The sequence below is a fragment of the Cellvibrio fontiphilus genome (genome assembly GCF_042646205.1).
Classification (GTDB): domain Bacteria; phylum Pseudomonadota; class Gammaproteobacteria; order Pseudomonadales; family Cellvibrionaceae; genus Cellvibrio; species Cellvibrio fontiphilus_A.
This window is the reverse complement of record NZ_JBHRTF010000004.1, coordinates 622,213-636,707: the sequence shown is the minus strand read 5'-3', so window position 1 is coordinate 636,707 and position 14,495 is coordinate 622,213. Positions and strand designations below refer to the sequence as shown.

Below are 14,495 nucleotides of genomic sequence, written 5' to 3'. Positions count from 1 at the left end.
TAACGTACGCCCCCTGCAAATTAATCAGACAAATTCCCCATAAACAAAAAGACACCCGAAGGTGCCTTTTTGTTTTAAGTGACAAATTAACGCTTGGGCTAGCTCTGGCTGGGGCTTATTGCGCCTTGTCCTGAGCATGGATGATAGTGACATCATCAGCGGTTAATACATCGTCATAGATCTTAAGTTCATCAATCTGACCGTTATAGGGGACATCCCACAAGTTAACGCCCAACGCGAAACGGGTATCTCCAGCGGGGGTAAACACATCCGGGAAGCCGGCCATAGTGCTGGTTTGTACACCGTTGATGTAGGTAGTCAGCTTGCCATTTTCCACCACCATCACCAGATGACTCCACACGCCGGTAGCAATCTTGGTGTTGAATGTCCCGTCATACCAGGCAGTACCTGACCACAACATAGTGTTCTGGGCATCACCCGGGCCGCGTGGCACTACACTGATCCAGCTGGCGTCAGTCGCCCAACCAAAGAAGGCAGGTGTGTACTGGGTGCCTGCGGTCAGGTTCAGCCAAATAGAGATACTGTAGGAATGATCGTTAATCAGATTGTTGGGCAGAAGCACGCCTGAAGTACCATCCAGTACCAACGCTTTACCTTTGGCGCCTTCCACATAGCTCACCTGACCGCCAGCCACGTTGACACGATTACCCACTACTACACCTTCGGCGTGATCACCATTGGCTTCACTCAGGTTATCTTCAAAGGAGAAGACAGCAAAGGGTACTGGTGGCGCCTTGGACTTAACAACTACATCAAAAGCTTTAGTCACACTCATCCCGCCGTAACTGATAGTGGCAGTTAAGGTTGCAGTGGCATCCGGCTCTGTCGCACTTGGCTGGGTCACAGTACCAATGTTGTCGATTACCGAAGGTTTGGAGGAAGTCCAGGCCACTGCGGTGGTATATGGGCCAGCCAGCGGCAGGTCGATATCGTCTTTCAGCGCCGACAAGTCGCCAAGAGACAGCTCCGCAGCAGCCAACTCCAATACTTCGGCGGCAGGACGGCTGCCCGGATCCATCAGCGCAACCTCTTCCGGGGTAAGCACTTTGTTGTAGACCTTGAGATCGTCGATAACACCGTTCAATGGCAAGTCCCAATAGTTCACGCCCAGAGCAAAAAGCGCGTTTTTACCGGTAAACAGGTCGCCAAAATTCTGGCCTGAATGTTTTTTCACACCATTGATGTAAATGCTCGCTTCGCCTTTGTTAACTGAGAACACCATGTGGGTCCACTCACCCTCGGGCACGCGCAGCCCAGCGATACCGTCGTACCACTGGGGTACACGCCCCCACAACATAGTGCCGCCATTCCAGCTTTGAGGCAGGAAGCTCAACCATTGCTCGGTGTCTACTGCACCAAAAAAGGCAGTGCTAAACGCGGTAATTACACTCGGCTTCAACCAGAAAGACACTGTGTATTCATGGTTGGAAATAAGACCTTGAGGCAACAGCACACCGTAGGTACCGTTCAGGTTGATCGCCTGTCCGTCCACACCCTGGGCATAAGCTGCTGTTCCACCGGTGTTAAAGATGCGGTCACCAGTAGGGCTAGCCGCCGCAAACGTACCGGTTGAGTCAGTCAGGTCACCATCAAACTTGAACTGGGCATTGGCAGGCACCAAACGCAGCGCCATGACCTTCACCACCATCGTTTTGGTTTGGGTTTGGCCATTTAGCGTGATAGTGGCTGTGAGGGTGACGTTTTGGTCACCAGCAGTCGCACTGGGGCGATTCACTTTTGCCATACCAGTCAACTCACCCGTCTTTTTGTCGCGCTTGATATTGATAATGGACGGGTTGCTAGAGGTCCAGGTGATTTTGGCAGCGCGGGTTCCACGCAATGGCAAAGTCATGGTCGGATCGACGTACTCGGCTGGCATAGTCAGGGCGTCAGCAATCGCCGCCAGGCTTTCAGTGGTCGTGCGCGCGCCAAGCTGCGAACCCCACACAGACACACCTTTAGACGAGACTGCAGAGAAGGTTGGCACCAGCTTTTTAACTGCATCATCCCACTGCCATGCCATCACGCCCTCATAGGTATCGCTTCCCAATACCAGCGTGATGCGCTTATTGTCGGTATCAGACAGGCGATAGTAACCACTCACTTCACCGGTAATAGTGCGGTCTGAGTTCAGGCGAATATAAACAGAATCATGACCAACTGAGTTGGTATCCAAACCGTGGTTGATAAAGCGGTAATCGCCGACCAAATCGTTGGCGTCCACAATGTTGGTACCAGTGATAGGCGCATAGCGTTGCGGCGAAGCCACCAGCCAGCCATCTTTATTTACCCACATTTCGTGTACACGCACCGAGTGCTGCTCGCCGCGATTGGGGAAACGGGTATGGGTGAACAAGAGTGTCTTTTTAGTGGCTGCATCGTAGTAAGCGGAGTTATGACCTGGTGCCAGATAGCCCCAGGAATCACCCACATCACCCACTTCCGATACAAAGTTGAAACCGCCCATCAACTTGACGCCGTACTTGCTGAGCGTTTCAGTGGTGTTTTTGGCGAGTAGCATGTCATTGCCGGCAGCATCCAAATAAGGGCCGTCGGGGTTTTTGGAGCGGGAAACGCGGATGTTGTAGCCGCCCGCCGCATTAAAACCACCAATGGAGGTGAACATGTAGTAGTAGTCAGCATCGGGGTTATAGACGATGAAGGAACCTTCAATCGCCGCAAAGCCACCACCTGCTAACTGCTTGCCATAACCTTGGCCAGCGACAGGCTTGCCTGTGGTTTTATCCATTTTCAGGATGAAAATACCGCCCGAGTAAGAGCCGTACACCATCCACAATTCATTGTTTTTGTCATAAAAGGCAGCTGGGTCGATTACGTTGGGGTCAACAGCGCCGTCCCACTTGGTTTGGCCATTATCCAAGGGGAACTGGGTAAATTCACCGGCGTTGCGATAGCCGCTGCGCAGGAATACCCCCTTGTTGACGTAAGGACCTTCGACCGAGTCGGCTTCCGCCAAGCCCAGGTAAGAACGGTTCCAACACTCGCCATTGTTAGCTTCCGCCTGGGCGCAGTGGTTGTAATAGAACCAGTATTTGCCATTAGGGGCTTGAATCACATCCGCCGCCCAGGAACCTACATAACCATCTGACCAGGCGATGCCCTCGGCCGCTTGGGAAGCGTAGGTGTTGAACAGGGGGTTTTGGTTATCCACACCATCGGCGACGCGGGTCCAGGTCATCAAATCGGTGGATTTGGCAGCTGCCAGATGGGAACCAAATACGTAGTAGGTGCCGTCGGCCGCCTTCACTACCGAAGGGTCATGCACGGCCATATCGTTATAGGCAATCGCACTGGCATTCGCCGTTGGATCGGGATGATTTACGTTTTCCGGGATGACATTCTCGGGAATCTCACTACCTTTATTACCAGAGCCACCTCCGCAGGCAGCGACCAACATAGCGCTGGTCATGAGCAGCGCGAGTTTATGCAGTTTCATTGTGTAACCTCTCACTATGTAGTTATTGCTTATTAGCTAGGGCAGATATTAGGTAAGAACTGATGAGCCACATCATTAGTCATACAATAATACTAACAATTATGGTGTCACAAAGAATCGATTGAGTAAACACCTATGAAAGCAATTTCACCCGTTGACACAAAAATAGTCATACAATAGTATTATATTTGAAAGATAAATATAACTAGGCTTCGTCTGCCTGCTTGTGGCCACGCACAAGTTGGGTTGGCAATACCCCGGATCTTGGCTTTGCAGCAATGTCGGGCGTTTAACCAGCGGGGCCGCAATATCAACTACACGTGAGGTCACCCCATGTTCCAGCGTTCTGCACTCAGTAGCGCCATCACTTTAGTCGTAGCACTGGCCAGCCAGCCGCTCTATGCACAAGACAACGCACCTGCCGAAAACAATGAAGATTTGGAAGAAGTTGTTGTTACCGGTATTCGTGGCAGCTTAACCAAAGCACTTGATATCAAACGCAACGAGATTCAAATCGTCGATGCGATTGTGGCGGAAGATATCGGCAAATTCCCCGACAACAACGTAGTAGAAGCGCTGCAGCGCGTAACCGGTGTGCAGGTTACTGGCCGCGGCGGTGGCGAAGTGGATGGCGTAACCATCCGTGGTTTGGGCGACGTATCAACCACCGTCAATGGTCGCCAGATTTTTACCTCTACCCGTCGCGAAGTAGCGCTGGCTGATATCCCGGCAAGCCTGCTCAATCGCGTTGATGTATTTAAAACCCGCTCAGCCGATCAAATCGAAGGCGGCATTGCCGGTAACATCGACATCAAAACCCATCGCCCATTTAATTTCGATGGCAGCAAAGTGGTGATGGCAGCACGCGGCATATACAGCAGCACCAGCGAAAAAACTGACCCAAGTGTGAGTATGTTGGCCAGCGACCGCTGGGAAACCAGTGCAGGTGAATTCGGTGCCTTGATTAACCTGTCCTACGCCGAAAGTAACTACCGCGACGAGAACATCTGGATCGGCTCACTCGACCCTTACAACGCGGAAACCTTTGGTGTTATTCGCAGTAGCGAAGGTGGTTTTGAAACAGGTACAGCAGAAGGTTTATCCTCGGCACCCGGCTCTACCCTGAACGTAAACGGTGTACCTACTGAATACGTGTTGCTGCGCGACGCTATGGGTTTTACCGATTTCACTGGTCATCGCGAGCGCCCTGCAGCAAATATCTCCTTGCAGTATGCGCCCAATGACACCTCTGAATATTTATTTGAAACTTTCTACAACGGTTATCGCAATCAGGCGTTCAACTCTCTGGTATTTATCAATACCAATGGCGCAAGCCATTTCCGCAACCCTGAGTTTTACCCCGGCACCAATGTGGTGAAAACCAACTTTGTAAACAATGCCAATATGTTCACCTCGGGTGACGGCTCAAGCGGCCATACCGACAGTTGGGTTTATGCCTTGGGTGGCAAGTGGGAACTGAGTGACCGATTGAAATTGGAATCCGAAATCGTCCATCAGAAAAGTGATTACGAAGGTCGCTTTTTTGCAATGCGCACTGACTCGGTACGCGATCGTTTAGTAGTGGATTTCAACTACGACAATGGCCTGCCCTTAGTCGCGTTCCTCGACGATGAAAATACGCCGAACATTGATGAGAGCGATCTGACCAATCCGGCCGAATGGAGCATGAGCACCGCCTACGACAATGGCCCAACCGATAACGGTGAAGCGACCACATTTAATATTGATGCCGACTACGATGCCGATTGGGGTCCGATCAAACAAGTGAGCGCTGGTTTGCGTTATGACGACCGCGGCGCAAAATCCAAATACAAAGATCAAAACGGCGGTTGTAAATCTGAAACCGGCTGTGACTTAACCCTGCTTCCCGGTTTGGTGAACATCAGTAAATCCGGCTTTTTTGAAGGTCGAGCTTACGTGCCCAGCCAATGGCTCGCGGCGGACGGCAACTACTTGCTGGAAAACTCTGATGAAATCCGTGCGCTTTACGGCTTCCAGGCCGGTGGCTCGGATTACTTGCCCGGTAGTATTTTTGATATCAACGAAAAAACTGCTTCCGCTTATATCCAGGCCGATTATGAGTTCTCAGTCTTGGATAGACCTCTCGACGGTCAAATCGGTGTGCGCTTCGTAAAACTCGACGCCACCATGAACTTCTTTGAAGACGCTGACGGCGATGGCGAAGACTGGATGCCGATTGAAGCTGAAACCAGCGAAAACCGTGCACTGAAAAACCTGGTTATCCGTTACGAGTTGGCCGATGACTTGATTACCCGCTTCACCTATGGCGAAACCATTCGTCGCCCAGGTTACGGTGATCTCAACCCGGCGCGTACCTATCGCCCAACTACCACTGGTTTGGAGTTTGGTACCGCAAGCGGCGGCAACCCCAACTTGAAACCGGCAGAGTCGGTTAACTACGACTGGTCACTCGAATATTACTTTGCCGAGTCCAGCTCCCTTTACACCGTGCTTTTCCGCCGCGATGTGGAAGGTTTTGTGGCGACATCCGTTACCAATATTGAAGTAACCGGTAATGCCAACCCCGACCTGAATGGTAAATACCGGCTCACCCTGCCTTCCAACACCTCCAACGGTCAGTTAAACGGTGTGGAGCTCGGCTTGGTTTACTTCCCCGACAACCTGCCCAACCTGCTGGATGGCTTTGGTGTGCAAGCCAGCATGACCTGGTTGGATGGCGAAACTTACGACCCGGTCTTTGATGAAGACAACAACATCATCGACCGCGTGACCACTGAAATGTACGGTGTGTCTGACACCTCTTACAGTGTCGTGCTGGCCTATGAAAAAGAACGTTTTGATGCACGCTTGTCTTACGTATGGCGTGAAGACTTCAAAACCGGCTACAACGGTTGCTGTTCAATGCCAGGCGAAGTCTGGGCGGCGTCTGAAGCGAGCATGGATTTCCAGCTCAGCTACGACGTGACCGACAACATGGTAGTCACCTTTGATGCCACTAACATCACCGATGAAATTTTTAAGGGTTATTACACCGACGATTATTTGTATAACAACGGCGCATCTATTTTCGCCCGCACTTATGCATTGGGTGTTCGTTACTCTTTCTAAATCACTGCGTGATTTTACTGTAATAAAAAAGGCCGCTGTCTCCAGCGGCCTTTTTGTTGAAAGCGATTAGCGCGTGCTTTACTTAGCCGACAACTTAACCAGCAGATTTCGCTTTAAATTCGCGGATCACCTTATTGAAATCGTCCGCGAATTTTTTCAAATCATCCAATTCTTTCTTCTCTTCATTGCGCGCCAAACCAGCACAACCCAGGTAATCCTGCATGCCCTGTACGTAGGCTTTTACATCGTTGTTAGCTTTAACCATTTGTGCGGTGACCACGGTGGCAGCATCGGGAATTTCGGGTTTATTAGCCGGCTTGCTACAAGCCAGGGCCACAGACGAGGCCAGAGAAAACACCACAGAACCCAAAACAATTACCAACGACTTCATACATTTTCCTCAGCGATAGGCCAGATAAGAGTGAGACTCAGGTCACAAAACCGGGCGCTAGGTTAGCAGAGTAAAATCAAAAATCACGCTTTTTTATTCCATTTTTATAATAAATAGGCATTATTAAACCGAAAAATTATATTTTTGGAATAAAAAGAGAATTTTCGTCAAGATGTTGGCTATTTACTTGTGTAGCCAAAATGACACTCACTAGAAGCCGGATTTCTGCCCAAATAAAAAAGCCTCAGGGGGAAACCCTGAGGCTTTTTAAACGGCTTAGTCAATTCGCAGATCAATCAATCATCGATGGCTTACCAAATACCGGCATACCTTTATCGTCCCACTTGAGAGGTTTTACAAAGGTGTGGCGATCCGGGTTCCACAATGGGTCGCCTTCGATCTCGGTGTAGGTGCGCGCGTGGTATACCAGCATAACGGTATCGCCGTCTTCGCCGTAGGTGAAGCTGTTGTGACCGGGGCCAAAAATTTTATTGGGGATATCCGAGCAGAGCACTGGCTCTTTGGATTTTTCCCACGAGGCCGGGTTTAATAAATCGGCATTTTCATCGGCCCACAATAAACCCATCGCGTAGTTTTCATCGGTAGCGCTGGCGGAGTAGCTGATAAAAATTTTGCCATTGCGTTTTAATACCGATGGCCCTTCGTTTACCCAAAAGCCGCGAATTTCCCATTCGAATTCCGGTTTGCTTAATAACACTGGCTCACCCGCTAACTGCCAAGGCGTTTTCATGGGGGCGATATACAAATTGGAATTGCCGCGAATGTTTACATCTTTTTGCGCCCACAAATAATAGAGCACGCCCTTGTGGGTAAAAGTGGTGGCATCCAAACAGAAGGTATCTATACCGCTGTCGATTTGGCCCATAAATTCCCACTCGCCTTCAAGCGGGTTGGCGTTTTTATTGCGCACGCAATACATGCGGTGCTGGAACAAATCGAATTTAATGTCGCGGCTCGGTGCTGCAGCAAAATACACGTACCAAGCCGACTCACCCGATTCCGGGTCTTTGTTGAAATGAATTTCCGGTGCCCACAGCAATTCGCTGTAAGGGCCGGTTGCGGGTTTGTGCCAGGCATCTACCGTGGGTGCTGTCGCCAATTCAGCAATAGTTTTGGCACGGCGCAATTCAATGCGGTCGTAAGCTGGCACTGACGCAGTGAAATAATAATAGCCGTCGGTGTGTTTATAAATAAACGGGTCGGCGCGCTGGGGGATTAGGGGTTTTAATAATTCGCTCACAGATTCTCTCCAAACATTTTTTTGTTTTATGCACAGCGGTTTTAATTCTGTGCGATATAACCTTTCACAATCATGGTGCGTTTTAATTCAGCGTAATAGCGGTCATTGATGCGATACATAAACATCAGCAAGCCCATTAGCCCGTGGAAAACGCCCGGAATAATCGACAGCATCAGCGCTATGCCCATCATGGAAAAATCGGACTGTTCTTGGTTGGGAACATATTCAAAATAAGTCAGCAGCCAACCCACCATTAAACCGGCAATACCCATACCCGCCTTTTGGCCGACGGAGATACCACCATAGGCAAAGCCGGATACACGCTTGCCATTTTTCACCTGACCGTAGTCGATGGTCTCTGAAATAATTGACCAGAACACTGGCGCATGTAAATCCACCACAAACGACAGTAAAAAATAGAGCACAAAGGCTAATACCACATCCTCGCGGCCAACCAGGAAATAAATCGCGAGGCTTAAGAGTGCAACCAATAACTGGGTGTAGCGAAATAAATTAATTTTGCAGTACACCTTGGTGATCCAGGTGGAGGCAATCATCGCCAAAATAGCGGCCACTACCCCGGTGGAAATAAATGCAGAGACTAGCGCGTCATCGCCACCCAAATAATATTTGGCATAATAAATAGCAACCGAACCGCGAATAACATAACCAATGGTGCCGGTAATACACACCGCCACCAAAATTAACCACTGGTCATTTTTCAGCAGTTGCACAAACTGCGACCACAAGGGCTGCGGCTCAACAACATGGGTTACGCGCTCGGTAGTGTTGAAGTAACAGAACAAAAACATTACGGCGCCGATAAACGACATAATCGCCATGGCAATTTGATAACCCAGTGCTTTGTCTTCCCACATGCCCGACACTACGGGAACCACCGCTGCCACCATAAAGGCACCAATTTTGGCGAGGAATAAACGGTAGCCATTGGCCGATAATTTTTCTTTGGGGTCGCTGGTGAGTGCGCTCGGCAAAGAAATATAAGGAATGCCTACACCCGAAGTAATCAAGGTCATCATGATGTAGGTGGAGTAAGCCCAAATTAATTTAGCGTCATATTCCCAGTTGGGCGTGGTGAATACAAAAAATACGCTCACCGCGTAGGGAACGGCCAACCACAATAACCAGGGGCGATAGCGGCCTTGCAAAAAAGTAAACCGGTCAGTGATCTGGCCCATGACCAAATCAGAAACTGCGCCCACCACTTTCACGGTAAAAAATAAAATACCCATATCCATGGGCGACAACCCAAAAATATCGGTGTAATAAAAAGTGATGATCAACATCATCGAGGAAATAACAACGTTTAACGCCATGTCGCCAGCGCCAAAGCCGATTTTCTCAGAGATAGATAACTTCTCACTGGTTGGATGAGTTGCTGGGGTTGATTGCATTATTATTTTGCCTCGTGAATTTTTACAGCTTGGGGAAAAACGGCATTACGCATGCAGGTTGGAAAAGCGCAGCGACTTCCGACAGAGGTTCGTGCGCCGGAAAATTATTGTCGGAAGTCGCTGCGCTCTTCCAACCTACTTAATTACAAAAAATAATCATTTTCTACCGCGTGTACCAAGAGCACATCAATTCCGGCCATACCGGCACTGGCGGCTGCTTGCAAACCCAACTTGGAGTCTTCAAACACTACACACTGGGTTGGCTCTACGCCTAACAATTCGGCGCAGCGTAAAAAAGTATCGGGCGCCGGTTTTGGGTTGGCGACCTGATCTGCTCCCACTACGGCATCTATGTATTTATCCAAACCGCAGAGCGCCAGAATTTTTTTGGCTTCTTCGGTGTAGGCGCCGGTGCCAATCGCCATGGGCTTTTTGCCGTGGTAGCGCTGGGCGACTTCAATCAATGCCGTTGGTTTTACATAGAGGTGCATGGAGTCGTGCACCACTTGCTCTTTAAAATCGTTCATTTCATCCAAACTGGCGCTGGCGGTGATGCCAAATTTTTCCAGCAGGATTTCAATCGTACCTTTGGTAGGCACACCGGCCAGTGAACGCATTAGGGCACGATCAATGGGAATGCCGTATTTATTCAGGGTTGCAGTCCAGGCATGCTCATGCAGTTGGCCGCTGTCCACCAGCGTGCCGTCCATATCAAAAATCAGCGCAGTATATTGGTCGTACATCATTTGCTCTCTTGTTTGCCGTTGAGGCAGAAATTAGAGCATATTTTTAATTTTAAGGGCGCAATAAATTGCGCCCTTAAAATTAGGCTTGGTTACACACCATCTTTCAAATGATAGTAAGCCGCGTTGTGGCGCAATTCGGTTTTGAAATTGCGCACCGTGGTATCGGCACCAATCACAACCGCTTCAATGCCAGCCATTTCCGCGTAATCCACAATCTCGTCAGCCGTTACACCCTGGGTGTAAGCGCTGTGGTGTGCACCACCGGCTTGAATCCAGGCAGCGGCGGAAATTTCCAAATTGGGGCGCGGCTCCCACAGGGCTTTTGCCACTGGCAGGTTAGGCAATTCTTGTGGTGGGTTTACGGTATCCACTTCGTTGATGATTACACGGAAGCGAGTGCCGATATCGATCAGCGAAATACACAGCGCCGGGCCAGCTTTACCGGTGAAAATCAAACGGGCGATGTCGTTGCGGCAACCAATGGTGTGCAAATGCACTTCCAGTTTTGGTTTGGCAGCTGCGATGCTTGGGCAAACTTCCAACATGTGCGCACCCAGAACCTGATCCACTCCACCAACATTAACGGCACCAAAGTGATAGGTGTAGTCTTCCATAAAGGATGAACCACCCACGCGGCCTTTAGACATGACTTTACAAATGTGCACCATGGCCGCAGTTTTCCAATCGCCTTCACCGCCGTAACCAAAACCAGCCGCCATCAAACGCTGGGTAGCCAAACCAGGCAGGTTGGTTAAACCGGTCAGGTTTTCAAAGCAGTTGGTGAATGCACCAAAGCCGCCATCGGTTAAAAATTTCAACATACCCAATTCCAAACGCGCTTCGTTTTTCAGCATTTGGTATTGATGTGCATCATCAAAAATCGCCGGGTTTACATCGTATTCTTTTTTGTAGATTTCAATTTGTGCCGCGACTTGTTCGTCGGTCACAGCATCTACTACTTTTTGCAAATCGCCCAAACCATAGGCGTGAACTTCGTAACCAAATTTAATTTGTGCAGCAACTTTATCGCCATCGGTTACCGCTACTTGACGCATGTTGTCGCCAAAGCGGGCCACTTTTAAATTCTGGCTGGCGTACCAACCCATAGCGACGCGGCACCAGCTGTCGATTTGTTTTTGCACAGATTCAGTCGCCCAGTGTCCCACCACCACTTTGCGCTCTTGACGCAAACGGGTGCTTACGTGACCAAATTCGCGGTCGCCGTGGGCAGATTGGTTGAGGTTCATAAAATGCATATTAATTTCAGCAAACGGCAGCTCGGCGTTGAACTGGGTGTGCAGGTGCATGTAGGGCTTGTTCAGTGCAGTCAGACCAGCAATCCACATTTTTGCGGGGCTGAAAGTGTGCATCCACAAAATCAGGCCAACACAATTCGGGTTGCTATTCGCCGCTTGGCATACCGCCAAAATTTCTGCGGGTGATTTCACCGTTTCTTGCGCAACAATTTTGATGGAAATATTGTTGGACTCGGTTAAACCCGCTGCGATTTTTTGGCTGTTCTCGGCGACTTGTTTTAATACGCCAGGGCCGTACAAATGTTGTGAGCCGGTAACCAACCAGACTTCTTTGTCGCCGTAAATTTTCATGCTGTTTTCCTCAGGAAATAGGTTCAATTTTTTTGTGGTTACAATTTTTTTGTTGGGCATGGCTGCCCAACTTACCGAAGTTAATAAATGTTACTTTTGCCCGTAATAGGCATTTTTTCCGTGCTTGCGTAAATAATGTTTATCCACAATGCCCTGTTTTAATGGCGGTGTGTTTTGCTGCAGGGTTTTGGTCAAATAGGCCATGCGCGCAATTTCTTCCAGAATCACCGCGTGATAAACCGCATCGGCACCGTTCTTGCCCCAGGTAAAGGGCGCATGACCGGCCACAATTACCATAGGTACTTCAATCGGGCTGCGATCCTTAAAACAATCGGTAATTTGTACGCCGGTTTCCTCTTCGTAATCGCGTTCAATTTGCGCATCGGTCATTACCGCTGTGCAAGGAATTTCACCGTAGGCGTAATCCGCATGGGTGGTGCCGTAGCAGGGAATAGCCTGCTGGGTTTGTGCCCAAGCGGTCGCATAAGTGGAGTGAGTGTGAGTAACGCCGCCAATGGTTTCAAAATGGCGATACAAATGGGTGTGGGTTTTGGTATCGGAAGACGGGCGCATCTTGCCCTCCACGATGTTATTTTCCAAATCCACAATCACTATGTCTTCCGGTGTCATGACTTCATAGGCCACACCGCTGGGTTTAATCGCAATCACGCCTTTGGCGCGATCAATTTGCGAGACATTGCCCCAGGTATACACCACCAAATTGCGGCGGTTTAATTCCATGTTGGCTTCAAACACTTCGCGTTTTAATTCGGTGTAGCTCATTAGGCTTTACCTCCCACACCGCCATTGTTTTCAAACGCGGCGAGCGTTAAATATTGTTGATACAAAGCTTCGTAAGCCGCAGCTGCTTGTGCGTTGGGCTGATAGGTTTTGCACACGCTGGACGCCATGACTTTTTGCGCCGCTTCAACACTTGGATAAACACCACCTACTACCGCTGCAAAAATCGCTGCGCCTAAGGCACAACTTTGTTCGCTCTCCAATACTTCAATCGGGCAGTTCCACACGTCAGCGCAGGTTTGCATTACAAAATCGGATTTTTTGGAGATGCCACCAATCGCCACCACCGAATTAATCGCCACACCTTCTTGTTTAAAGCGTTCGATAATCGCGCGTGCGCCGTAAGCAGTTGCTTCCACCAAGGCGCGGAAAATATGCGGTGCACTGCTGCCCATTTTTAAACCGGCAATGGCCATGGCCACGGTTTGGTCGGCATCAGGTGTGCGGCGGCCGTTTACCCAATCCAGTGCGGTAATGCCACTTTCGCCAATCGCTAATTCACTCGCCGCTTTGCTTAAAGCTACGATGGTGTTGTTTTCAATTTCTTCGGCGAGTTTTTGTTTGGTCGCGTCATCCAGCAGTGCTGAATTGGCCAACAAATTTTGTACCGGCCAGTTCACCAGATTGCGGAACCAAGCATACAAGTCGCCAAAGGCCGACTGCCCTGCTTCCAAGCCGACATAACCGGGGGTGACTGAACCATCAACCTGACCGCAAATACCGGCGATGCATTTATCGCCAATTTCTTCGTAGGTAGCGACGGTAATGTCGCAGGTGGAGGTGCCCATGATTTTGGTAAGCACGCCGGGTTTTACATTGGCGGCGACCGCGCCCATATGGCAGTCGAAGGCACTGAAGCTCACGGGAGTGCCAACCGGCAGCCCCAAGCGCTCAGCCCATTCACCAATCAATTGGCCGCAGGTTTGGTCAGAAGTAAAGGTTTCTGCAGGCAACTTGTCGCGCAGGCCATCCAACAGCGGATCAATGCCGACAAAAAAATCATTGGGTGGATAACCGCCCCAGCTTTCGTGCCACATGAGTTTGTGGCCAGTGGCGCAGCGGCCCATACGCAATTTGGATGGATGAGTCGTGCCAGTCAGCACCGCCGACATCCAATCGCAATGCTCTACCCAGAGGTAGGCAGCTTTAGCGACGGCAGCATCTTCACGCAGTACGTGCAGGGTTTTGGCCCAGAACCACTCGGAGGAATAAATCCCGCCTTCGTATTTCAGATAGTTTTCTGCAGCCTTATTGGCAGCAGCAGTAATTTCCTGCGCCTCTTTCACCGCGGTGTGGTCTTTCCAGAGCACAAACATGGCGTTGGGGTTGTCGGCAAATTCCGGTTTGAGTGCGAGGGCAACACCTTCGCTATCCACCGCTACAGGGGTGGAGCCGGTGGTATCAAAACCTATACCGACTACCTGCGCAGCGGCGCCGGCGGGCGCTTTATCCCACAGGCCTTGCACTACCTGCTCCAGGCTTTCCAGGTAGTCCAGCGGGTGCTGGCGGAACTGGTCTTTGGCGGGCACACAAAACAAACCTTTTTTCCAGCGGGGGTAATAAACCACATGGCTGGCCACTTCTTTGCCGCTCAGGGCATCTACCAGCAGTGCACGCACCGAATCAGAACCGTAATCCAGCCCCAAGGCGTAGGACGTCATAACTTCACCTATTGTTGTACTGTT

General features: G+C 50.1%; 9 protein-coding genes. 1 reads left to right on the top strand and 8 read right to left on the bottom strand.

Features of this window, described 5'->3' with window-relative positions; translation table 11 throughout:
* Window positions 1–115: 115 nt before the first annotated feature.
* Entirely contained in the window at window positions 116–3,478 is a 3,363-nt protein-coding gene (locus ACFODX_RS11370; RefSeq protein ID WP_378119155.1) for a LamG-like jellyroll fold domain-containing protein, read from the bottom strand.
* Window positions 3,479–3,811: 333 nt separating this feature from the next.
* On the opposite strand from ACFODX_RS11370, the gene ACFODX_RS11365 reads away from it, so the two are divergent.
* Entirely contained in the window at window positions 3,812–6,589 is a 2,778-nt protein-coding gene (locus ACFODX_RS11365) for a TonB-dependent receptor (protein ID WP_378119153.1), read from the top strand.
* A gap of 94 nt (window positions 6,590–6,683) precedes the next feature.
* On the opposite strand, the gene ACFODX_RS11360 is transcribed toward ACFODX_RS11365, so the two are convergent.
* The 7 genes from ACFODX_RS11360 to ACFODX_RS11330 all read right to left on the bottom strand — a co-directional run bounded on the left by ACFODX_RS11360 (window position 6,684) and on the right by ACFODX_RS11330 (window position 14,471).
* Entirely contained in the window at window positions 6,684–6,980 is a 297-nt protein-coding gene (locus ACFODX_RS11360; protein WP_378119151.1) for a hypothetical protein, read from the bottom strand.
* A gap of 292 nt (window positions 6,981–7,272) precedes the next feature.
* On the bottom strand, window positions 7,273–8,241 hold the full coding sequence (locus ACFODX_RS11355; RefSeq protein WP_378119149.1) for a glycoside hydrolase family 43 protein: 969 nt from the start codon (window positions 8,239–8,241) through the stop codon (window positions 7,273–7,275).
* A gap of 41 nt (window positions 8,242–8,282) precedes the next feature.
* Entirely contained in the window at window positions 8,283–9,656 is a 1,374-nt protein-coding gene (locus tag ACFODX_RS11350; RefSeq protein WP_378119147.1) for an MFS transporter, read from the bottom strand.
* 143 nt (window positions 9,657–9,799) lie between these two features.
* Window positions 9,800–10,402, bottom strand: a complete 603-nt coding sequence (locus ACFODX_RS11345) for a beta-phosphoglucomutase family hydrolase (RefSeq protein ID WP_378119145.1) — start codon at window positions 10,400–10,402, stop codon at window positions 9,800–9,802.
* Between the two features lie 89 nt (window positions 10,403–10,491).
* Window positions 10,492–12,009: an L-arabinose isomerase gene (gene araA / locus ACFODX_RS11340; protein WP_378119143.1), complete on the bottom strand. Its 1,518-nt coding sequence runs from the start codon at window positions 12,007–12,009 to the stop codon at window positions 10,492–10,494.
* A gap of 90 nt (window positions 12,010–12,099) precedes the next feature.
* Window positions 12,100–12,792 (bottom strand): L-ribulose-5-phosphate 4-epimerase, encoded by a 693-nt coding sequence (locus ACFODX_RS11335; RefSeq protein WP_378119141.1) that lies wholly within the window; start codon window positions 12,790–12,792, stop codon window positions 12,100–12,102.
* Window positions 12,792–14,471: a ribulokinase gene (locus ACFODX_RS11330; protein WP_378119139.1), complete on the bottom strand. Its 1,680-nt coding sequence runs from the start codon at window positions 14,469–14,471 to the stop codon at window positions 12,792–12,794. The genes ACFODX_RS11335 and ACFODX_RS11330 overlap by 1 nt, the downstream gene beginning before the upstream one ends.
* Between the last annotated feature and the right edge of the window lie 24 nt (window positions 14,472–14,495).

Bases quoted from the DNA above. Each gene is read 5' to 3' on its own strand.
- ACFODX_RS11370 (WP_378119155.1), bottom strand. From the start codon at position 3,478: ATGAAACTGCATAAACTCGCGCTGCTCATGACCAGCGCTATGTTGGTC.
- ACFODX_RS11365 (WP_378119153.1), top strand. From the start codon at position 3,812: ATGTTCCAGCGTTCTGCACTCAGTAGCGCCATCACTTTAGTCGTAGCA.
- ACFODX_RS11360 (WP_378119151.1), bottom strand. From the start codon at position 6,980: ATGAAGTCGTTGGTAATTGTTTTGGGTTCTGTGGTGTTTTCTCTGGCC.
- ACFODX_RS11350 (WP_378119147.1), bottom strand. From the start codon at position 9,656: ATGCAATCAACCCCAGCAACTCATCCAACCAGTGAGAAGTTATCTATC.
- ACFODX_RS11345 (WP_378119145.1), bottom strand. From the start codon at position 10,402: ATGATGTACGACCAATATACTGCGCTGATTTTTGATATGGACGGCACG.
- araA (WP_378119143.1), bottom strand. From the start codon at position 12,009: ATGAAAATTTACGGCGACAAAGAAGTCTGGTTGGTTACCGGCTCACAA.
- ACFODX_RS11335 (WP_378119141.1), bottom strand. From the start codon at position 12,792: ATGAGCTACACCGAATTAAAACGCGAAGTGTTTGAAGCCAACATGGAA.
- ACFODX_RS11330 (WP_378119139.1), bottom strand. From the start codon at position 14,471: ATGACGTCCTACGCCTTGGGGCTGGATTACGGTTCTGATTCGGTGCGT.